The sequence below is a fragment of the Granulicella sp. dw_53 genome, from assembly GCF_018449545.1.
Lineage (GTDB): Bacteria > Acidobacteriota > Terriglobia > Terriglobales > Acidobacteriaceae > Edaphobacter.
The window spans coordinates 42,255-64,005 of sequence record NZ_JAAVUR010000006.1 but is presented as its reverse complement, the minus strand read 5'-3'; the positions used below and the strand labels follow the sequence as shown (position 1 = coordinate 64,005).

General features: G+C 58.1%; 9 protein-coding genes. 1 reads left to right on the top strand and 8 read right to left on the bottom strand.

Translation table 11 applies throughout. From position 1 onward, the window contains the following. Positions 1-97: 97 nt before the first annotated feature. From HB393_RS10755 to HB393_RS10740, 4 genes are all read right to left on the bottom strand, one after another. Positions 98-1,636 carry a protein adenylyltransferase SelO gene (locus HB393_RS10755; protein WP_213805176.1) on the bottom strand — a complete coding sequence of 513 codons (1,539 nt, stop codon included), beginning with the start codon at positions 1,634-1,636 and terminating at the stop codon, positions 98-100. Between the two features lie 434 nt (positions 1,637-2,070). Beyond that, positions 2,071-3,261 carry a zinc-dependent alcohol dehydrogenase gene (locus HB393_RS10750; protein WP_213805175.1) on the bottom strand — a complete coding sequence of 397 codons (1,191 nt, stop codon included), beginning with the start codon at positions 3,259-3,261 and terminating at the stop codon, positions 2,071-2,073. Positions 3,262-3,298: 37 nt separating this feature from the next. Beyond that, entirely contained in the window at positions 3,299-3,943 is a 645-nt protein-coding gene (locus tag HB393_RS10745; protein ID WP_213805174.1) for an SRPBCC family protein, read from the bottom strand. Positions 3,944-4,351: 408 nt separating this feature from the next. After that, complete coding sequence (locus HB393_RS10740; RefSeq protein ID WP_213805173.1) at positions 4,352-10,165, bottom strand: sigma 54-interacting transcriptional regulator; 5,814 nt, start codon at positions 10,163-10,165, stop codon at positions 4,352-4,354. A gap of 750 nt (positions 10,166-10,915) precedes the next feature. On the opposite strand from HB393_RS10740, the gene HB393_RS10735 reads away from it, so the two are divergent. Next, positions 10,916-12,094 carry a TIGR03118 family protein gene (locus tag HB393_RS10735; protein WP_213805172.1) on the top strand — a complete coding sequence of 393 codons (1,179 nt, stop codon included), beginning with the start codon at positions 10,916-10,918 and terminating at the stop codon, positions 12,092-12,094. A 170-nt stretch (positions 12,095-12,264) separates the two neighbouring features. On the opposite strand, the gene HB393_RS10730 is transcribed toward HB393_RS10735, so the two are convergent. The 4 genes from HB393_RS10730 to HB393_RS10715 form a co-directional block, all read right to left on the bottom strand. Further along, entirely contained in the window at positions 12,265-13,596 is a 1,332-nt protein-coding gene (locus HB393_RS10730) for a glucoamylase family protein (protein ID WP_213805171.1), read from the bottom strand. Between the two features lie 91 nt (positions 13,597-13,687). Further along, positions 13,688-15,304 carry a glycosyl hydrolase family 39 gene (locus HB393_RS10725; protein ID WP_213805170.1) on the bottom strand — a complete coding sequence of 539 codons (1,617 nt, stop codon included), beginning with the start codon at positions 15,302-15,304 and terminating at the stop codon, positions 13,688-13,690. Between the two features lie 97 nt (positions 15,305-15,401). Beyond that, positions 15,402-18,950: a carboxypeptidase regulatory-like domain-containing protein gene (locus tag HB393_RS10720; protein ID WP_213805169.1), complete on the bottom strand. Its 3,549-nt coding sequence runs from the start codon at positions 18,948-18,950 to the stop codon at positions 15,402-15,404. 249 nt (positions 18,951-19,199) lie between these two features. After that, complete coding sequence (locus HB393_RS10715; RefSeq protein WP_213805168.1) at positions 19,200-21,659, bottom strand: TIM-barrel domain-containing protein; 2,460 nt, start codon at positions 21,657-21,659, stop codon at positions 19,200-19,202. Between the last annotated feature and the right edge of the window lie 92 nt (positions 21,660-21,751).

Below are 21,751 nucleotides of genomic sequence, written 5' to 3'. Positions count from 1 at the left end.
TAACTCGTTCCGATGTATCAGGGTTGTGCTGTTGAGACGCAGCACCGGGTAGTTTTTTGAAGAGAAGAAGGTTTGCGTGGTTCTACCTTCCCGGCACTTATGTTCCGCAGAAGGTATGGTTGACGCGCTCTTCGGGGCGGGCTGGTTTGGTGTACCGCTCCAGATTTGGCCTGTCCTCGTAGGGACGCGACACTACGTCCAGTAAGTCTTCGAATGGCTGAAGATTTTGTTGCTCGACGGCGGCGTCGAGCGCTGCCTCTACCATGTGGTTGCGGGGGATGAAGGCAGGGTTTGCCATGCGCATTGTTGCGGCGCGTTGTGCCGAGGCGATGGGCTCTTCTTCCAAGCGTCTGCGCCATCCAGTGGCCCATGCATCATAGGCGCCTGGGTCGGAGAAGAGGGTGCGAACTTCTTTGTCTCCTTCTGGTCCTGCCGCTGCGCCGCAGAGGCGGCGGAAGGTTAAGGTGAAGTCGGCGCGGTTGGCGGCCATGCGATTCAGGAGGTCCTCTGCCAGTGCCGCATCTTCTTTGCGCTCGGTGACGAGGCCAAGTTTGCGGCGCAGACCGGCGAGGCGAGCTGCTTCGAATTGGGGAGTGAAGGCAGCGAGCGCTTCTTTGGCTGAGGCTAGTGCGGACGCTTCGTCGCCCAGTTCCTGCGCGAAGACGGGTAGCAATGTCTCGGCGAGGCGGGTCAGGTTCCAAAGCGCGACGCGGGGTTGGTTGCTATAGGCGTAGCGTTCTTGATGGTCGATCGAGCTGAAGACCGTGTTGGGATCGTAGTTCTCCATGAAGGCGCAAGGGCCGTAGTCGATGGTCTCGCCGGAGATGGAGGTGTTGTCGGTGTTCATCACGCCGTGAACGAAGCCAAGGAGCATCCATTGTGCGACCAGTGCCGCGTGCCGGGCGATCACGCCGTCCAGCAGAGCCCGGTATGGATGCTTCGTGTGTGCCGCGCCAGGGTAGTGGCGGGCGATGGCGTAGTCCGCGAGTATGCGCGTCCCTTCTACATCGTCCTGTGCGGAGAAGTACTGGAAGGTGCCCACGCGCAGGTGGCTCGCTGCGACACGGGTCAGAATGGCTCCGGGAAAGGCCTCTTCGCGCAGGACCTCTTCGCCGGTGGTGACCGCGGCCAGGGCACGCGTTGTTGGGACGCCGAGTGCCGCCATGGCCTCGCTTACGATGTACTCGCGCAGGACTGGACCAAGCGAGGCTCTGCCGTCGCCGCGGCGGGAGAAGGGGGTAGGGCCGGAGCCTTTGAGCTGGATGTCGTAGCGCAGGCCGTTAGATCCAACCACCTCTCCGAGCAGGTTGGCGCGGCCATCGCCGAGCTGAGGCACGAAGTACCCGAACTGATGTCCGGCGTAGGCCATGGCCAGAGGCTCGGACCCCTCGGCTAGGCGGTTGCCGGACAGGACCTGCACGCCCTCTGGGCTTGCAAGAGCTTCAGGATCCAGCCCCAGGGCTCGGGCTAGTTCTACATTTACCTTGATCAGGCGTGGGGTCGGGACGGCCGTCGGATTGAGGCGGGAGTAGAAGCGCTCCGGCAAGCGGGCGTAGGTGTTTTCGAAGTTGAAGCGGATTGGATGGGGGCCGGAGGTGATGGAAGACGTGCTCGCGGGAGCATGTGGGAAAGGCATGATCTATTCTACGTGTCTATCGTATGCATGGGTTAGATGCTTCGTTCCGGTTCGTAAGAGGCTGCTACTGAGCTGGTTATGCTGATAGCTTAAGGGCCATTCCGAGACGGAGGAATCGGAGTTGTTGGTCTGTGAGTTGCAGTTGCTCGCAGTAAGTAGGCGGACCGGATGGACTAAAAGCTATGACCACGGCCCTCTCGACCGTGGCCACAGCTTCAGGTCCAAGCCCGCTGTGTTTGACGAGTGACAGAAATGCTCTGTCGTCTTCGAAGATCGCCAAGGCTTCTTCTTGGGCTGAATCGATCGCGGCGGTAACTCTTAGCAGACCTTCATACGTTCTAGTAAAAGATAAGTTGTAATACACAATGGAAAGCCTCTCTTCCTTCGACCCCCTATGTCTGGAGCTAAGGATCGTATCTATATGCTGCCATCCCTCATACGCGGTTTTCCGCCCATGGATCGATGACGATCTTTGTGACGGTCTCTTTCTTATCTCTCCAAATCTTGTACATCTCCGGCGCCTGTTCCAACGTAATGCGGTGGGAGATGATGTAACTCGGATCGATCTGGCCTTTTTCTATCCGCTCCAGCAGAGGCCTCATATAGGTCTGCATGTTAGTCTGTCCCATCTTCATCGTGATGCCCTTTCCGAAGGCTGAGCCGAACGGTACCTTGTCCAGCAGGCCGCCGTATACGCCTGGGATGGAGAGCGTTCCACCTTTACGCACTGCCTGAATCGCCTGTCGCAGGACACTGGGTCTATCTGTCTCTAACATCAAGGCGGACTTCACCTTGTCGTAGACGCCTTGTAACTGGGATGAGTGTGCTTCTAATCCAACGGCATCGATGCATGAGTCGGGTCCGATACCGCCGGTGAGATCCTTCAAAGCGGTCAAGACACTTACATCCTCTTCGGAGTAATCGACTGTGATAGCGCCCAGGCTTCGAGCCATCTGCAGTCTTTCGGGAAACCGATCGATGGCAATCACCCTGGCCGCGCCGAGCATGAAGGCGCTCGCGATCGCAAACTGGCCTACCGGTCCGCAACCCCAGACGGCGACTGTGTCGCCTGGCTGGATCTGCGCATTCTCTGCCGCCATATATCCAGTTGGGAAGATATCGGATAGAAAGAGAACCTTCTCGTCTGGCAGATCACTCTCGATCTTGAGCGGTCCGACGTTGGCGAATGGAACGCGTGCGTATTGGGCCTGGCCACCAGCGTAACCACCCATCATGTGGGAGTAACCGAATAGTCCGGATCCGGAGTATCCGTAGGACGCCTCCGCGAGATGAGCGTTGGGGTTTGTATTGTCACACGCTGCCCAGAGCTTCTTCTTGCAGAAGAGACAGGAGCCGCATGCGATCGTAAAGGGCACAACAACACGGTCGCCACGGCGGAGGTTCGTCACATCTTTGCCGACTTCCTCGACGATTCCCATGAACTCATGACCCAACACATCCCCAGCTTCCATCGTGGGGATAAACCCGTCGTAAAGATGCAAGTCAGAGCCACAGATCGCAGTGCGGGTGATCTTGATGATTGCATCGTGAGGATTCAAGAGCTGTGGATCCGGTACTGTGAGAGTCTCGACCTTACTTGTTCCCATCCAACATACAGCTTTCATAGTTCCTCCGAGTTCTTGTTCAGGTAGGGCCGCTCGATTAGAGACTGTTCGTTCCGGAAGGAGTTGGAACTGTTTCTCCGTAAGTCGATGCTTTGAGTTTTCCGATCATGCCGCGGTCGTAGTTAGGTTGACCTTGGATGGTTGGTATCTCCCCTGTCTCAGCGAGTGCTTTGAAGTGGCGCAGATTCTCGATGACTGCCTGCTTGGGGTTTCGTCCGACGATGGTCTCCCATGCGCTGGTTAGTTTCCCCATACGGAACTCCTGCAAGACCGTCACCATGGTGCCGTGACCTCCCGGAGCTACTTCAAAGATGACTTCGCCTGCGGTGTCCGCGTCGCCACCGATGGAATGCCACGCGATACGCTTTCCAGGCTCATCTGCCAGTATCTCGGCGTCCCACTCGATTGTCTTGCCGTCCGATTCCATGGCCCAATGCGAAGTGCGTTCCCCGGTCGCTATGACCTGAGTTATCTGCTCCTGCCAGGAGGGTGCGGCTTCAACGTTTCGCCATAGTTCGTACAGGTTCTGGGGTTCTGCCTGGATCAGTGCGGAGGTCCTGATCCATATCTTTCCGTCTTTGTCCTCCGGCGGCGGTAAGTAACGCCCATCCAGGATCATGCCGGCTGCCCCGGTCGACGGCAGTTCCTCGGCGTTCGGCTTTTCGTTCAGCATAGTCGCCATGCTAATTCTCCTCGCATCTTCTCTGTGAGTGTCTATAAGTTGGATTCGTCTTTTTATTGATGTCTATCGACGTTCTGGAATAGACGCCGAAAGTCGTTCGCGCGTGGTCTGCGAAGAACAATGAAGTGCGCGTCGTATATAAGCTATCGTTGGCGTCTTAGGCAGATCTTGCTCGATGTTGGCAAGACTACAATTTTGACTAGTTTTTGTAAGTTAGTAAGTCAGGTGGCTTATCTAGTAACAAATAGAGCTAAATAGAAATGAGAGGTGCATTATGAATACAACGCTTCCTGAGCCTGTACCGTCTGAGAGGATCTAGGTTGAGATCAAGAATCGCCGGAACGAGTACTAGTCACGCTCAAAGTACTTAGGCCGCGACGTTCGGTACTGAGCATCACATAAGTGCAGTTACTCGGGCTTGAAGCGATACTTATCTATTTTGAGATTCCGGATCTTGTAGTCGAGGGTCGATGCCGGCATATTCAGCCTGATTGCGGCGCCTGAAGGTCCTGATACTCGACCTTCGCTCGCAGCCAAGGCGGCTTCGATGAGCTCTTTTTCGCTGAGGTCTGTGGGGATCTGAATTACAGGGTGATCTGTTTGTGGGGCCGGATCGGAGTTGCTATCGAGCCAGCTTTCATCGACTGTGAAGTCTTCCGTCTCACAGATAATTACCGAGCGCTCGATCACATTCTGTAGTTCACGGATGTTTCCCGGCCAGGAGTAAGACATCAACCGGTCCATGGTCGTCTTTCTTATCCTGCGAATCTTTTTTCCTGCCTTCCTCGCAAAACGATCGATAAAGGATTCGACCAGCATGGGGATGTCTTCCTTGCGCTCGCGCAGTGGAGGAAGCTCAATTGGAAATACGTTGAGGCGATAGAAGAAGTCGCTGCGAAATGTGCCATCGGCAATAGCGGCCTGTAAGTCGCGGTTGGTGGCGGTGATCACTCTTACATCGGTTCGAATGAGCCTATTTCCGCCGACCCGTTCAAATTCCCGCTCTTGCAGAACTCGCAGAAGCGCAATCTGCGTCTCCAATGGAAGTTCACCAATCTCATCGAGAAAGACCGTGCCTCCATCGGCCAGTTCAAAGCGTCCAAGGCGCCGTTGTTGAGCGCCGGTGAAGGCGCCCTTTTCATGGCCAAACAACTCCGATGCGATCAGTGCCTGGGGAATCGCCGCGCAGTTTACGCTTACAAAGGGACGCTGAGAGCGAAGCGAGGCCTTATGGATGGCGCGCGCGATGAGCTCTTTACCGGTACCGGTCTCGCCCGTGATAAGGACTGTCGAGTCGGTGGGCGCAACCTTGGAGACACGGTTGAGTACGGTCTCCAACGCGGGAGAGGAGCCGACGATCTCTTCGAACATGGAGGATTGTTCGATCTCTTCTTTGAGAGCTATGTTCTCTCTGTAGAGTTCATCCTTAAGCTCCTTGATCTCTTCGAAGGCTATCTGGAGTGCTTCTTCTGCTCGTCTGCGGTCTTCAATATCGGCGTTGCTTCCATACCATCCCACAATATTTCCCGTGTCATCGCGCAACGGAAAGAGGCGGACCAAGAAGCAGCGATACACTCCGTCGGCACGGCGAATGCGGGCCTCAAACTCATAGGACGTTCCGGTGGCAAGACCCTGACGCCGGATCTCAGCCGCTCCCGCAACGTCATCGGGATGAATTGCAGCAAGCCAGCCTTTTCCAAGTGCCTGACCGTCCAGCAGGCCGGTATATTCCTGCCAGCGTCGATTGATGAACTTAACAGAGCCATCCGCTGAATTGCTCCAAACCATCGCGGGGATAGTGTCGATCGCAAGACGCAGACGGTCCTCCGATGCCTGCAGGTCGGTATAGAGCCGTGCGTTTTCTATGGAGATAGCAGCCTGCGAGGTCAAGAGTTTCAGGACTTCAATCCGATCCGGAGTGAATGCATAGGATGTGGTGGAGCTCTCCAGATGCAATATACCCACGACCATGGCTTGTTTGATCAGTGGCAGACAGAGGATGGAGCGTACGCGCCTTTGCGCGATATAGCTGTCGGAGGAGAAGAGGTTCGCGGCTAATGCGTCATCCAGGATCACGGTCTCCTGAGTTCGAACGACATACTTCAGGATGGATTCGGGGAGGTCTGAAGACGTCACGGCTTTTCCGACCAGACGGACGGTGATTCCCTCCCTGCTGGTCGTAGCCTCTGCTTCGATCCGCCGTGTATCGCCTTGCGGAATGATCAGGAGGGCTCGTTCCGCGCCGGCGTGTTCGACCACACTCCTCATGAGTGTCTGGATCAGTTTCTCGAGGACGATCTCGCCGGATAGCGCCTGGGAGACTTTGATGACGGTTGCGAGATCCAAGTGTTCGACTGGCGTTCCGATCGTCGACGTAGCATCCAGCGCCGTTGATTCTTCTCGGAGGTGCGGATGAAGCCGGTCCAATTGTTGCACTTTACCATCGGCGCCCCAGAGGAGATAGCAATTCCGCGCGTTGCGCAGGTAAGCATGAGAGATCGTTGCCAGGCCACGCGTGTCGTAGAACCGGGATGCGAGTTCGTTCGCCAATGCTTCGTTTTGAATAAAGCCTTGTTCCTGTGCCAGCCGAATGGCCAGCGCGTAGAGTTCTTCTGCATCCGATGTTCTGTCTTCAATGCGTGCGATCTCAGCGGCAACGAGCGTTGCGCGGTTTGCGAAGTTCTCCGGGCTGTTCTTCGCCCATACAACAAGCTGTTTGTGATGGCTGAGGAGCGCTTCGGTGTGCTCGCGCCGTCGATCGTCGTGTGTCGTGTACCATGCCGCGGTCCGCGCCAGTGCAGCATAGAAGTGATATTCCGCCTCTTCCAGGAAGGACTTCGCCGCCCAGAGAAGATCCTGTGCTTTGATCGCTGCTTCGATTGCACCTGCGTAGTCTCCCGCAAAGAAGCGCGTTTGCAGCTTGTGAATCCAGAAGCAACAGGCGGGAAAAGACAGGTGCGACTTTGCGGCCGGGTGTTGTCCGTACCTAACATTGTCCGTCTCATCGTCGCTGTCGACGACGAGATCTGTTTGCCCGCGAAGTGCGCGGATCAGCGTGAGCTGTCCCATGAAGCTGTCGATGACGAGACCGAACTTTGCCTTGCGGGAGAAGGCGAGACCGTCCTCCGCTTCCTGCAGAAGCTCGCCTAATGGAACTCCGGAGACGAAGAGGTTCGTGATCAGATTTTTCACGCTATAGGCAGCGTAGGTCAGGTCGCCCATACCGTTGGCTGTTGTGAAGCTGCGGCGCATCCACTCTTGAGCGGATGACGTGTGTTTCGTCCACGGCATCAGGAGGCCGAAGCACATGTAGACACGCGCTTTGAAGCGATCCAAGCCGCGGCTGTCTACCAGGTCGACGCCGAGCCTGCCAAAGCGGAACCCTGTTTGATAGTCGTTGAACCGGTACCCCAGAACAATGGTGAGACAGACATAGGCGTAGCATGATCCGTCGCTGTTGCCGTATTCCAGGCTGAGATTCGTCATGCGAAGAAGAAGAAGATGGTGCAGATTTCCGTCCGTGAATCGTGCCGGAGGTGCGAGCTCTACGAGGACGTCCATCGTTGCACGCCAAACTGGATCGCTCATCCATGGAAGATCGATCAGCTCTTCAACGGTGCGTCTTCCGAGCAGGTGTCGCATCTGCTCCCATTCGAGCTCAACTTCTGTGTCCGTCGGATGCGCGGACCATTCGATGTCGACATTGCGCAGGTACTCGAGGCCGATCTCCAATGCACGATCCGATTGGTCTAACGTCGTGTAGATCGCCACGCGCAAGCGTGTCACAGCGGCTTTGTCGGCCAGGGAGGCTGCATGCCCTGCTAACGTCGATAGCCTTTCTTCCGCGGCGGCTATCTCGCCGGTCAGGAATTCGCACTCAGCTTGGCTGAGTTCTATTGCATAGGTAAGTGAGTAACAGCTCTCCCAGTGGTCCTGCGGCAACAGCGACTTGGCAGTGGCGAGGTAGATGAGCGATGAGGCGTAGTCTGTCGCTGTCCTGGCACGGTTCGCCGCAGCTAGGTTGAGTTCGGCGACCTGCTCGCGCTCCCCTTTCGATGAGATCAAAACGGCGCCGCGGTTAAACTGATTCACAATCTCGAAGGCCATCTCCTCGCGCTTCTCCAATGGAATGTTCGCAGCGAGTAATCTGCCGATCCGGAGATGGACTGCGGCGCGCTCCTCTTCCGGGACAAGTGCGTACGCTGCCTCCTGGATCCGGTCATGCAGGAATGTGTAGATCGCGCCATCTTGACCGAAGACGAGTCCGAGGTTCACGGCTTCCCAGAGTGCCGAGTGAATCTCGTCCTCCGATACCCCGTGAACTATCGCCAGCGTCGATGTGTCTGCACTGTTCCCCAGGGATGCGAGTTGCTTCAGGACCTCCCGCGTGGCTCCAGACAGACGATTCAGTTTGTCGATCATCAGTTCGACGATATTGTCGGTATGGCTCTTAGCGCGGATGCGTTCGAGATTCCAGGTCCAGACCGCTGCTTTGACGTCAAACACGATGAGCTTCTGTTCGGTCAAGGTACTGAGAAACTGCAAAGCGAAGAATGGATTGCCCCCGGTCTTCTCGTATACAAGCTCGGTGAGGGACTCTGCATGTTCGCGCTTGCAATGTAGTGTGTCGGCTACGAGTCTGCCAATATCGTCGAGAGGAAGGGCGGCCAATGTAATCTCATCCATTCCAACTTCAGCCTTGCGGATTGCCTGTAGAGTCCTCGTAAGAGGATGGGTGGAACTGACCTCGTTGCTCCGATACGCGCCGATCAATAGAAAATATCGTATCTCAGGTTCCGTTAGTAGATGTTGCAGCAGCTCAAGGGTTGCAGTATCCAACCACTGCAGGTCGTCGAGGAAGAGCGCAAGGGGATGTTCCCGCTGGGCAAAAACGCAAAGGAATCTGCGGAGTACCGTCTTGAAGCGGTTCTGCGAGTCGCGGAGCTGGAGGTCCACAATCGGTGGCTGCTTCCCAACGACGAGCTCGACTTCAGGAATGAGATTCACGATGAGTTGGCCATTCATTCCCACGGCTTCCTGGAACAAAGAGCGCCAGCGCGCGAGTTCTGTATCGCTCTGACCAAGGATGCGGAGGACAAGGGGCCGGAGTGCGTGGGCCAGTGTGGCGTAGGGGATGTCGCGTTTGTGTTGGTCGACCTTGCCGGAGGCGAAGAGGCTGTGCGGTGAGATCAGTGTCTTTTGCAGCTCGTTCACTACAGCAGATTTGCCGATGCCGGAGTAGCCCGAGACGAGTACAAGCCGCGGTGTGCCGGAATTAAAGACGCGGTCGAAGGCGGAGATGAGTAGGTTTACCTGAGACTCGCGACCGTAGAGTCTCTCCGGAATCAGGAGGCGGCTTGAGACGTCCTCTGTGCCAAGTGGAAAGGGGGCGATGTTTCCTCGTGACCTCCATTCGTCGAGACATCTCTGTAGATCCTTCTCGACGCCCGTAGCGGTCTGATATCGGTCCTCGGCGTTCTTAGACATCAGCTTCGATAAAATCGCGGAGACGGCAACGGGGACTCCATCCACTCTCTCGCTTATTGGCACTGGAGGCCTCGCAACGTGACAGTGGATCCATTCCATTGGATCGGAGGCCGTAAATGGCAGTACCCCCGTGAGCATCTCATACAGCGTTATTCCGAAGGAATAGAGATCGCTCCGCGAATCGATCGACCGGTTCATGCGCCCGGTCTGCTCTGGCGCCATATATGGAAGCGTTCCGACCATGATCGACGGAGGCCCAGAGGCCGGTCTCTCACGCGCGAGACGCGATGCAACTCCGAAGCCCATCAGCCACGCTTCGCCCGTCTCTTTGTTTACCAGGATGTTCGTCGGCTTGATGTCTTTGTGGACGATCCCGCGCTCGTGGAGGAGACTGAGAGATGCTGCAAGACCAATGGCGACACGAAGAAACTGTTCCAACTCCCATGGGCTTCCGAGCATGGCGGCGAGAAGCTCTCCGCCGGGATGCTCCATCCGTAGTGTCAACTTGCCCTGATGAGAGACCAATTCGAAGGGGCGCGCGGCGTATGCGGAATCTAATTCCTCACGCAAAGCATATGCATGCTCAAGCTGAGCGACGCTTCCCGGCGTCGATTGCACATGTGTCGAACTGATCGCCAGGATTGGAACCTGACCCTCTTGTAGGCTCGCGTGCGATAGGACAAATGTTCCATCGTCCCAAATCGTCTCGAAGGTGGACTCCAGCAATTCTGTCATGGTGGAATTTCGCGGCGATATCTTTGAGGATCGGCTTGGTCTCCAGTCGAACAGCTCAAAAGACAAAAGCCAATAAGACCGGCACATCAATGCGTCGATCTTGCCTCATGTGGCTCGGAATTACTTGGCTATCGGAGACACGTATTTTTACGTAAATCTCCCTAGAGCAACAAAGAAGCGAATAAGGAGAGGCCACCCTAAGATATCGATCTTACTGACTATTGTAAGCCAAAGACTGACCATAAGGCACTCCTGGACAGCTTCACGATAACGTCTAGTCGTCATCCCGGCCTTTCACAAAACGCCAGAATGGTTTGTCCTTTAGTCACATGAAAAAACATCGTATTGGGTGGAAAAGCCTGAGCAGATGAGTTGGAAAAATTATTGCAAACCGCTTGGAATAATCCCGACAAAGAAACCCTATTGGGGCTTGCACTAAGAATCAGTTACTTCGGTAGGGTGCTGGGCAGTTTCTGTGCGCTCCATCGTGGCTTGTTTATTTAGAGTCACTGCGCAGTAACTAGCGCCTTAGGTTTTCCTTCCGGGGTGGCCTTTCCTATACATGTCACAACCCTGTCACGTCTGGAATATAGGTGGGGCGGCTCTGTTCTTACAGCGGAGAATCTGCAACAGCGGACGATCCGAATTCCAACTCCGCTCCCCCTTGTAGTTGGATTCCAGCCGTTTGACGACACTGTGTCGATCAGAGAGGCATGAAGACGTCGGGGCTTTACAAATGGAGACTTGAAGATGAAGAAGTTATTGCATTTCGCGGCCGCTAGCTTGGTTCCTTTCGCGGTAGGAGCCGTTGCATACGGACAGCATTACACGGAAGTGAATCTCGTAGCCAATGTTTCGGGTGCGGCCCCAGTTACCGATGCCAAGCTCGTCAATCCCTGGGGCATCTCCCGTACTGCTGCCGGCGCCTGGTGGGTTTCAGATAACGTCACCGGATTTAGCACGCTCTACAACGGCGCTGGAATGGTGAATCCACTCATAGTTACAATTCCAGTAAGTCCTAATAACAAGACCACTAAGATTGGGTCTCCCACCGGCACAATCTCCAATAGCAGCGCGGCGGATTTCGTCCTCTCCAATGGCGTGGCGGCGCAGTTCCTCTTTGCGACGATCGACGGAACGATCGCGGCGTGGAATCCCACCATTGCTCTGGCGGACGGTGCAGCGCCACCTTCCACCCACGCGGTTACGGTTGCAGCGACGAAGGATGGTTCGGTCTACACGGGTATTACCAGTGCCACGGTGGAGGGAACTCGCTTTTTGTATCTTGCGAACAACAGCCTGAAGCGCATCGATGTCTATGACAACTCCTTCCACATCGTTCACCTGGATGGAGCTCATCCGGCACCTGGAAATGCCGCTTTCGCCGATGCCGAGCTGCCGGCTGGCTATAGCCCCTTCAACGTGCAAAACATTGGGAACGACATTGTTGTGACCTATGCCTTGCAGGTAGAGGGTAACCCCAGGCCGATGGCTGGGCCTGGTTTCGGTCGTGTCGATATCTTCACCTCGGCTGGACAGTTGTTGAGGCGTCTCGATAACGGCGATCAATTGAATGTGCCATGGGCCGTAACGCTGGCTCCCAACGACTTTGGGACCTTCAGCCATGCGTTGCTCATCGGCCAATTCGCGAATGCCGGTGCGACTCCGAATAGCGGCGTCATCGCTGCCTACGATCTCGCATCTGGGCACTTCCTCGGTCTGCTTGAAGATGCGAGCGGCGCGCCTATTGCCATCAATGGGCTGTGGGGGCTGAGCTTCGGAAACGCATCTGGGCCAGGTAACTACGATCCAGCGGGTGCGCCGAGTGAGGAGTTGTACTTTGCTGCTGGCGTTCACGGTGAGACGCAAGGTCTCTTCGGATACCTCAAGGCTGTTCCAGCGGAGCAGACCCAAGGTAACGATCAGTAGTTAGCTGCATTGCTTCAAATCAGAAGGGCGTCAGCATGCAGATGCTGGCGCTCTTTTCTTTATAAGAGACGAACTTCTTTTGATAATTGGCCGATGATCAGTTCTTCGAAAAGCGCTTTCGATATTGACGTAACAAATGCGTCCCTTCTACAGAAGAAGGGCGAGAGACTTTAGACGGTGTGGAAGCCGCAGAGGTTCATGGCGTTAACGGGCTCCGGGTTCTGCATGAAGGTATTCCAGACGAAGCGGCTGCGAAGGTTTTCTGCCATGAGGAGACCGATGCCGAGGTCGATGCCGAGGACGTCGGGATCGTACCAGAGCTGATCGGGATGGAAGGAGTCGCAGGGACCGTAGCGGCCCCAGGCATCCTTGCCGAATTTTTGCTTCAGGGAGCGGAGGACGCGCACGCACTCCGTGGGGAGGAAGGGAAGTGATCCAGCGGCGGCGGCGGGTACGACCGAGCCATCGACGGGGCCCATCAAGGGCGGGCCGCCCCATGCGGTGTATCCGTGTGCCCAGTCGGAGGCGGAGACGCCCCAGTAGTCGTCGTCGTAGCCGCGGTTGAGGCTGAGACACCAGGCTTTGTGGGCGCGGGTGGCGGTGACGGAGTTGTTGAAGTAGTTGGCGTAGGCGTCGCGTTTGCCGGAGAAGTCGAACCAGGCGTGCGAGTACTGATGGACGAAGAGAGGATCACGTCCACTGATGTAGTTGAAGGTGTCGAAGCGCATGCGGGGGCGCGTGAAGTTGTTCCAGTGATCGGGCGAGATGGGATTGGTCGGGGAGCCGATGGCGAGGAGGTACAGCATCATCAACTCGCAGTAGTGGTCCCAACGGAGGGGGAGGAAGCCGGTGGCGGGGTGCCAGCCCATGGAGAAGGTGTCGCCGCCGTTGAGCATCCAGGACCATTCGACGCGATTGTAGAGCTGGGTGGCGAGGTAGGTGATGGTGGAGTCATTGAAGTAGGCGCGGGCGGTGAGGACTCCGCAGAGGAAGATGGCGGTGTCGATGGAGGACACCTCACTCCAGGAGAGAGGTTGCCCGGTCTTGATGTTGTTGAAGTGAGAGAAGAAGCCGCGCTCGTGAGGCATGTTGTTGAGGTGGAAGTTGAGCGTGGAGAGGACCTGTTTGCGGATGACATCGGAGGGGGCGTAGGCGCGCTTGTCGGCGATGCAAAGGGCGCTGAGGCCGAAGCCTGTGGCGGCGATGCTGCCGGCGGCGCGGCTGTCGAGTTTTCCGGTGGAGGTCTTGTTGGAGGCGCGATCCAGAACCTGGCCGCTGGCGGGGTCGACCTGCTCCATGAAGTAGAGGCAGGCTGCACGTTGCATGTCGTCTAGGAAGCCGATGTCGGACGGGCTAAGCGAGCCCGCTGGAGACGATGCCCGGCGCCGCGGGGCCTGGGCGGCGTGTGCGCCGGGAGAGGCCGCGGTGGCAGAGAGAAGGCCCGCTCCGATCAACCGGAAGGCACCGCGCCGCGTGATGTTTTGAGAGGCAGAATCTTTCATTCGTGCAGGCTTCCAGTCTTCATCGCTGGCCTTGTTGGGAAGGCCCTGTTTATGGGACGTATCCAACCTTCATTTCGATGTGTGAAGAACTTCAGCGGGTGCCGCCTACGGTAATCAGCACGAGCCCTTGCGGAGGAATGCTGAGCTGGAGGCTTCCCGCGCGGAGCGTAGCTGTCTCAGGAGGCGATGGCTGGCCTGCAGCGCGGAGTGCGGTGAGCTGCTGCCGGGTTGGGAAGGCGGGGCGGCCCATGGCGTCATAAGCTTTGATGACGTTGCCGTGGTCGGCGTCGAGTCGCCAGATTTTTACAGCGGCGTTGGGAGCTGCTCCGGTGAGCTTGAGGCTGAAGGACTTAGAGGCACCGAGGCTGGTGGGAGATGGAGTGTAGGCGGCACCAGTTCCTGCTGGCGGTGCATAGTTCCAGAGGGCGAGGGCCAGCGCGCCGTCTGCCGTGCGGGTGGCGAGGGCGGAGTCCGAGTCGAGCTTGATGCGCTGCGTGCCGAGGCGATGGAGCATGGCGAAGGCGTTGAATGCGGGTTTGGGGATGCCATCTTCCGCGATGAGGCCGAAGCCGCCGTAGAACGGAGTGCGGATGACACCTTGTTCTTCAAAGACATCGGAGAAGGTCCAGTAGCTCATGGACTCGGTGAGACCGTCGCACTGGCTGATGGTGGTCGCGAGCCAGGGTCCCATGTAGATAGAGTCGGTGACGTTGGGCTCGTTGGCGTAGCTGGCGTTGTATTCGCTGAAGATGAGGGGAATCTTGGGGTAAGGAGAGGCGGCGATCTCGTCGTGAACCTTGCGGACGGAGCGGCAGACCATCTGGTCGCGGGGAATCTGCTCGTCGGTTCCCATGACGTCTTTGGCGGTGTCGTTGGCGTAGACGTGGGTGGAGGCGAAGTCTACGGGGATGTTTTTCTCTTTGCAGTGAGCGAGGAAAACGGTGACCCATGCGGCCTGTGCTGTGGAAGGGCCACCGATGCGGATGCGGGTGCTGACTTTTTTGAGGGCGAGTGCGGTGTGGTCGTAGAGCTCGAAGTAGGTGGGTTGTTTGGGGTTGCCGGCCCAGAAGTCGATGTTGGGCTCGTTCCATACTTCGAAGGACCAGGTGGAGACCTCGTTGATTCCATAGCGTTCGATGAGGTGCTGGGCGAAGGCGGTGATCATGGCATCCCAAAGCTTGTAGTCGCTGGGTGGGGAGACGTTCTGCTTGTACCAGAAGGCGTGCAAGGCGGCGGGATCGGCCGCCATCTTCTTGGGCATGAAGCTGAGCTCGACGAAAGGGCGGACGCCGTTGGCGAGCAGGCCGTCGTAGATCTGGTCGACGTAGGAGAAGTTATAGCTCCCGATGTCGGATGACTCTGGAGTCGTCGCGTTGGAGTTTGCCATCTGCGCGAACTTGATGGGCTTGCGGTCAGGGTCGTAGAGGCCTAAGTCATCCATGAAGATGCCGTGGAAGCGTACGGCGTTGAGCTCGGTGGCTTGCTTTACAGTGCGGAGGTCGTTGCGATAGCTCTCGCGAAGAGAGAGGACGGCGCGGCCGGAGCCGAAGACCTGCTCCCAAAAGTGTGGGAATGGAGTCGTAGGGGCTTTGGTGTCGATGGTGAGATTCACTTGATTCGGGGCGCCAGCCTGAGCGGCAGAGGTTTGCGAGGTGAAGGGGGCGAACAGGAGAACCAATGCTAGTAAGGCGGGGTGCAACGACTTCATATGTAACTCCGAGCGTCTGTACATACTTTACGTGTTGTTAATGAGATGAAGCCCCTGGGAGTTTGGGTTCCCAGGGGCTTGTCGAGAATTGTTCCGATCAGAATTGAAAGCGTGCGAGGAACTCGATGACGCGCCCAGCATTTGCACCCTGAGACTCGCCGAAGTTGGCGCTGGTAATGTTTGCCCCCGCGTTGGCGTTGCCGTTGGTGATGGGCTGCAAGCTGAGGATGTTGAAGGCGTTGAAGGCGTTAGCCTGAAAACGAAGGAGAGCGGTGCGGGCGTACATCTGGAACTTGATCTCCTTGGCAGCGCTGAGGTCGACGTCGACGTAGCATGGGCCGCGGAAGCTGTTGCGTCCGATGCCGGGGGCGTAGGCAGATTTGATGGTATTGCCGTTAGCGTCGACGGGAAGGTTGATGTTGAAGTACTGCGCTCCGCCTCCGACAAAATTTGTTCCATTCTTGAAGGCGTCGTTGGAGCAACTGGTTCCAGCACCTCCGTTGTAACCCAATGGGCGAACGGGATTGGGGACGTCGGAGTTCGGATTCGATCCTACCTGCTGGAGGTTAGGCACAACCGGGGTGTAGGGGAAGCCGGTGTGGTACGTCGCGATTCCGTTGATCTGCCAGCCGTTGGCGGCTGCCTTCACCAAGAAGTTATTGGAGCGTACATGAGGAAGCTCCCAAAGTGCGGTGCCGGTGATGCGATGGCGGCTGTCATAGTCCGACGGGCCGTACTCGGTACGATTGTGGGCGGGATCGGTTTGGTTAGCGTTGGAGTTGGATTGATCTCCGTTCGAGACCTGATCGAGACTCTTGGAGTAGGTGTAGTTTACGGAGGCGGTGAAGTTGCTCTTCATGCGCCGCTCGAGCCGGACGTTCAAACCGTTGTATGACATGACGGAGTCGGTCTGAGCCATGTAGACGTTACCGCCCACAGGCCCGCCAGTAGGATAGATGAAGCCCTGGCGCACGAGACGAGCGTAGTGACGCCCGAGGCTACCTGCATATCCGATGGTGGTGGTCATCTGGGCGGGCAGTTCGAACTGCGTCTCCAGGGAGTAGAGATAGCTGTAAGGAACCTGGGTTCGGGGGAAGGCTCCGTAGATCTCGATGCTGGGGTAGATGGGGTTTCCGCTACCGTCGACGCCGTAGGGATTGGGAAAGCCGTTTGCTCCGGTGCCAGTGGCGAGTGCAGGGTTCGCAGGAAAGCTGGTGGGAGAGTTACTTGTCCCGACCGAGTACTTGATAATTCCGCCTGCGCGAGGCGAACTGGAGTCGCCGCAGCAGAGGTTGTAGTTCGCCAGGTTCGGGCCGTTGTCCTGCTGCGCGGTGTTGAAGAGCGCGAAGTCGAGGTGGTTATAGGCGAGAGCGAATCCTCCGCGGAGGACCATCTTGCCAGAGAGTTGCGTGGGGTTGTAGGCGAAGCCAACCTTCGGTCCGAAGTTCTTGTACTGCGTGTTCCAGAGATGATTGCGAGGCACCAGGGTCATGCCTGCGAGTTCGTTGCCGGCGGGTCCGAGGACGGGGTAGTTCAACCGGGAGCCAGCGTTGCGTATCGGAGTAAATAGCTCCCAGCGAAGACCGGAGTTGATGGTGAGCTGAGGAGTGACCTTCCAATCGTGCTGCACAAAGGCGGCGTAGTTCTCTGATCGCAGGTAGTTGGCGATAGCAGGTGCGCCTCCGGTATTCGGGTTAGCGGTGATGCCCTCGAAGACGGGTGCATCATTCGCCAGACTCCACAGACCCTGGAAGGAGTAGACCGGACGCGTGGCTGCGATCACAGGGTTGTCGTTGTCTTGCTCGCGGCGAATCTCAACTCCCATTCGGAGGACGTGACTACCGAAGGTCTTGCTGACGGTGTCGCGGACTTCGTAGGTGTTCTGGGCGAAGAAGCTTCCCCGGCCTTGCGGGAGACCGAATTGAATCTCGTTTACAGGAAGACTCTCGGTGTGAGCTTCGGGGATGCCGAAGTTGACGATGCCTCCGCCGTCGGCGATGCCGTTGTCGAAGAAGCGAGTGACGTTGCCACGGAGTTCATTAATCAATGACGGGGAGAAAGTGTGGATGTAGATGAGTGTGCCAGCGGAGTTCAGAGGCTTGAAGGGCACGTCGCCTTGAAGGCGGGAGTTGAGATTAGCCGAGCCATAGCTGTCGAGCTTGGTTACATAGATGCTGCCTGCGATGAGGTCCTTCTGGGTCGCCTGATAGTCGACGCGTCCGTTGAACTGGTTGCCGCGACTATGGCCGGGAATGGCTAATGCCACGTATTGAAGGTCGGCCTGACTGTCGAGGCCGTTCCCTACCTCCCGCGGACTTGCCTGATTTGGTCCGGGTCGATTGAGATTGGGATAGACGCCGATCTGCGATGCGCCTCCGGCCGTAAGGGAGCCGATATCGATGCCACCGTTGACAGCCCGGCACCAGGGGCCATTGGTCAGTCCCTGGCCGGGATACTGACTGGGATTGGCTACGTAGTCGGTGCAGTCACGAGTCAGGTGGCCGGTGATGCGAGGTTGAATGCCCGCGCTACCGAAGATCTGCGAGGTGACACTGCCGGGGCGCGCTGCCTGAACTGCAGCGCGGTACTGATCGGTCTCGACCCAGCCTACCGCGGTTCCGGCGGTGCTTTGTCCGAAGCCCTGATAGGAGGCGAAGAGGAAGAGCTTGTTCTTGACGATGGGTCCGCCGATGGAGGCGGCGTAGGTCCGTTGCTTATTGGTGACCTTTAGAGGTGGGCCTCCGGTGGGACCGCCCCACTTGTTGAAGCTGTTGAGCCCGGGTTCGTCGTAGAGAAAGAAGAGCGAGCCGTGGATGTCGTTGGTGCCGCTCTTGGTGATGGACATGATCTGCGCGCCGGTGTTGCGGCCTTGCGAGGCGTCGTAGGAGGTGGAGATGACGTTGAGCGAGCCGACGGCCTCGGTGTTTGGCGTTACCACTGCCGAGCCGCCGTGGCTCAGGGAGTTCACGCTGACTCCGTCGAGCATGTAGTTGTTGTTGGCGACGCGCTGGCCGTCGGCGGAGATCTGAGTCTGGTTCTCGGTCTGGAAGATGCCGGAGGAGGAGCCGCCTGGGCCCGCTCCGTTGGGCAGGAAGTTGGCGGTGCCGTTGCCCGCGCGGGCTGCATCGCCGTTGATGCCGGGGGCGGTGCGGAGAAGTTCGTAGGGATTGGCGCCGAAGGTGGGAATGCGCTGGATCTCGGCGCTGCTGATGGTCGCGCCGATGCTGGCGTCGCCGGTCTGCAGGGCGGGAATCTCATCAGCGGTGACGGTGATGGAGTCGTGGCTCGATCCGGGCTGCATGGTGACGTTGAGATTGCGGGGGCTCTGGGAGTCGAGAGAGACACTTAGGGAGTTGTTCTGGAAGCCGTTCGCGCTGACGACGACAGTGTAGCTCGCGAGGGGCAGCGATCCGAAATGATAGAAGCCGGCATCCGCGGTGGAGGTCGTTGTCTGCGTCTGGTTAGTGGCGGTATTGGTCAGGGTGACGGTGGCGCCTGGAATGATTGCACCTGTAGCGTCCTGAACCGAGCCGGAGAGACTTGCGCCGTACTGCGCAAAGGCCGGGATCGCGAGGGACAGGAGCAGAAGGCTAGAGAGCAGCTTGAAGGCGCGGGAAAAAATAGCGAGAGGGGATACGTTGCGCATAAGTCTCCAAAAGGCGTGCTGGGACGATCGGCACACAGGTGATTCTTTTTTTCGAGTCTTTTATTACCGCGAACCGGGCATTCGGCTCGTACCAGCGGGCGCTGGTATTTGTCGCAGCGGGGCCTTCGCGAAGGAGATCCACAGGTGAATGTCTCAGAGTGTAGTTCGCCTACTCAAACGATGCCTTAGCTAGAGACGAGGTTGTCCTCAAAGCTCAATATCTGCTCTGCAAAGAATCTATCGAGTTACTTATCGGAGGACGAGTTCAGTAGCCGTGGTGACAGCAGGAATGGTCAACGTCCACGCCGCGCCGGACTGTTGGAGCGGTTGCGCTCCCTGCGGTGTTGTGGCGGTGCGGCTCGTGGGGGTCCACCCGTAGGCTTCGATGCGGATCTGTTTCCACCATGGCGCGAACGAGCCTTGGGGAGCGTCGATATGGAGCGCTAGGCTGCCGTCAGGATTCTCAGTGCAGGAGAGATGTATGCGAAGGTAAGAGCCGGTGCGGAAGGCGAAGGATTTGCCATCGTCCTGATAGAGATCGCCACTGCAGTGCTGGCCGGGATAGACTCGCAGGGTGAGCGGGCCGTTGGGGACTTCATTGGTGCTTTGGGTTAACGGTGAGATGGGAAGGATCGTGCCTTCGCGGACGTAGACGGGGAGATCCGCGAGCGTGGGAGTGACGAGGAGGGGCTTGTTGGGCTGCTTGGCGTCGCGCTGTTCGAGGTCGCGGGCGGCGGTCAGGGCACGGCGGTCGAGGCGTGCGCCGGTCCAGTAGTCGTACCAGACTCCGGGAGGAAGATGGACCTCGTAGGGTGCGACCTCCTCGGGGGAAGGATTGGGTGCGATGAGCAGGCTGGGACCGAAGAGGAACTCGCTGCCGGCGTCGAGATCGATGGGATGGCCGTCGTTGGTGGCCTGGGGAAATTCGAGGAAGAGGGGACGCATGATGGGCAGGCCGGTGCGGGACATCTCCTCGGCCACGGTGTAGAGGTAGGGCATGAGGCGATAACGCTCTTCGATGTAGCGGCGGCGGATGGCGAGGTGTTCGGGGCCGTCGACCCAGGGCTCGTGGTCGCGGGTGCCTTTGGCGGCGTGGTCACGGTCGATGGGCTGGAAGGCGGCTAGCTCGAGCCATTTGGTGAGGAGGTCGGGGGAGGGAGAGCCGGCGAAGCCACCGACGTCGGCGCCGGTCATCGCGAATCCGCTAAGCCCGAGGTTGACGATCTGCGGGACGGACATGCGCAGGTGGTTCCAGGTGGAGCTATTGTCGCCGGTCCAGGTGGCGGCGTAGCGTTGGCCTCCGGCGTAGCTGGCGCGGGTGAGGACGAAGGGACGCTGGTCGGGTTGGAGGGAGAGCAGACCCTCGTAGGTGCCGCGGGAGTTCTCCAGGCCGTAGATGTTATGGACCTCGAGATGGCTGGTGGTGCGGGTCTGGAAGCCGGGCTCGTCGATGCGGTGCTGGATGTTATCCGGCATGGTCTTGGTGGGGTAGGTGAAGACGGCGGGCTCGTTCATGTCGTTCCAGAAGCCTGCGACGCCTTGCCGGGTGAAGTCCTGGTAGAGGGTGCCCCACCAGTCGCGGCTGGCCTTGCGGGTGAAGTCGGGGAAGACCGAGGGGCCGGGCCAGACGGGGCCGACGTAGGTGGTGCCATCGGGATTCTTTACGAAGTGGTCGCCTGCGGTGCCGGTGTCGTAGGGGGTATATCCGGCGTTGGGAAGATGGGCGATGTGGAGGTCGGTGATGGCGACGATGTGGAAGTTCTTCTGCGCCAGGTCCTGGATCATCTGCTGGAAGTGAGGGAACTTGTCGGTGTCGACGGTGAAGGGGCGATTGCTCTTCTGGTAGTCGATGTCGAGATAGATGGCGTCGGAGGGGATGTGGTCGGCGCGAAGACGGTCGGCGATCTCGATGACTTTGGACTCCGGTACGTAGCTGTAGCGCGACTGCTGGAAGCCAAGGGTCCAAAGCGGCGGCAGGGGGGTGGGACCGGTGAGCCAGGCGTAGGTCTCGACGACCTGTTTCGGCGTCGGTCCGTAGAGCAGGTAGTAGTCGACGGGACCGTTTGGGGCGCTGAAGGTGTATTGACCGGGGGCGTCTTTGCCGAAGTCGAAGGAGGTGCGCCAGGTGTTGTCGAAGAGGACTCCCAAGGCGCGGCCGGCGCGGAGGTCGATGAAGAAGGGGATGCTCTTGTAGATGGGATCGGTGGACTCCTGCCAGCCGAAGGCGTCCGTGTTCCACATGGTGAAGGACTGGCCGGCGCGGTCGAGGGGACCGGGTTTGTCGCCGAGGCCGAAGAAGTGGTCGGCGGGGTCCTTCTGCTTGGTGACCCTGAATCCGGTGCCGTGCCAGAGGATGGGTTCGGAGTCCTGCTGGAGGATGTGGCCGGCGAGGTCGGAGACGGTGAGGCGGAGCGTGGGGTCCAACGTCACCTGGAGGGAGGCGGTGTGGAAACCGGTGGCATCGGGAGAGACGTGGATGGAGGAGGTGCGGGAGGCAGGGAGGACGGCCCACGAGGCGTCTTCGGGCAGCTTACCGTCCTGGCCGATTCGGACGCGGAGAACGTCATCGCGGAGAGCGGTGATCTGAACGGTGGTGCCGCTGGCCGTGGCCTGCACGCCGTTGGGGAGGGATTTAATCTTTGCCGAAGCAGCGGCCGCAATCACTGACGACGAGAGAACGGAGAGAAGGAGGAGAGCAGACGCGCGCATTGGATCAAAGAACGTTATCTGGCAGGGTAGTCACAATGCAAGGAAAACCTTTTGTGGCTCATTTTTGTGTCATCTTGTAAGCCTTTTTGAAT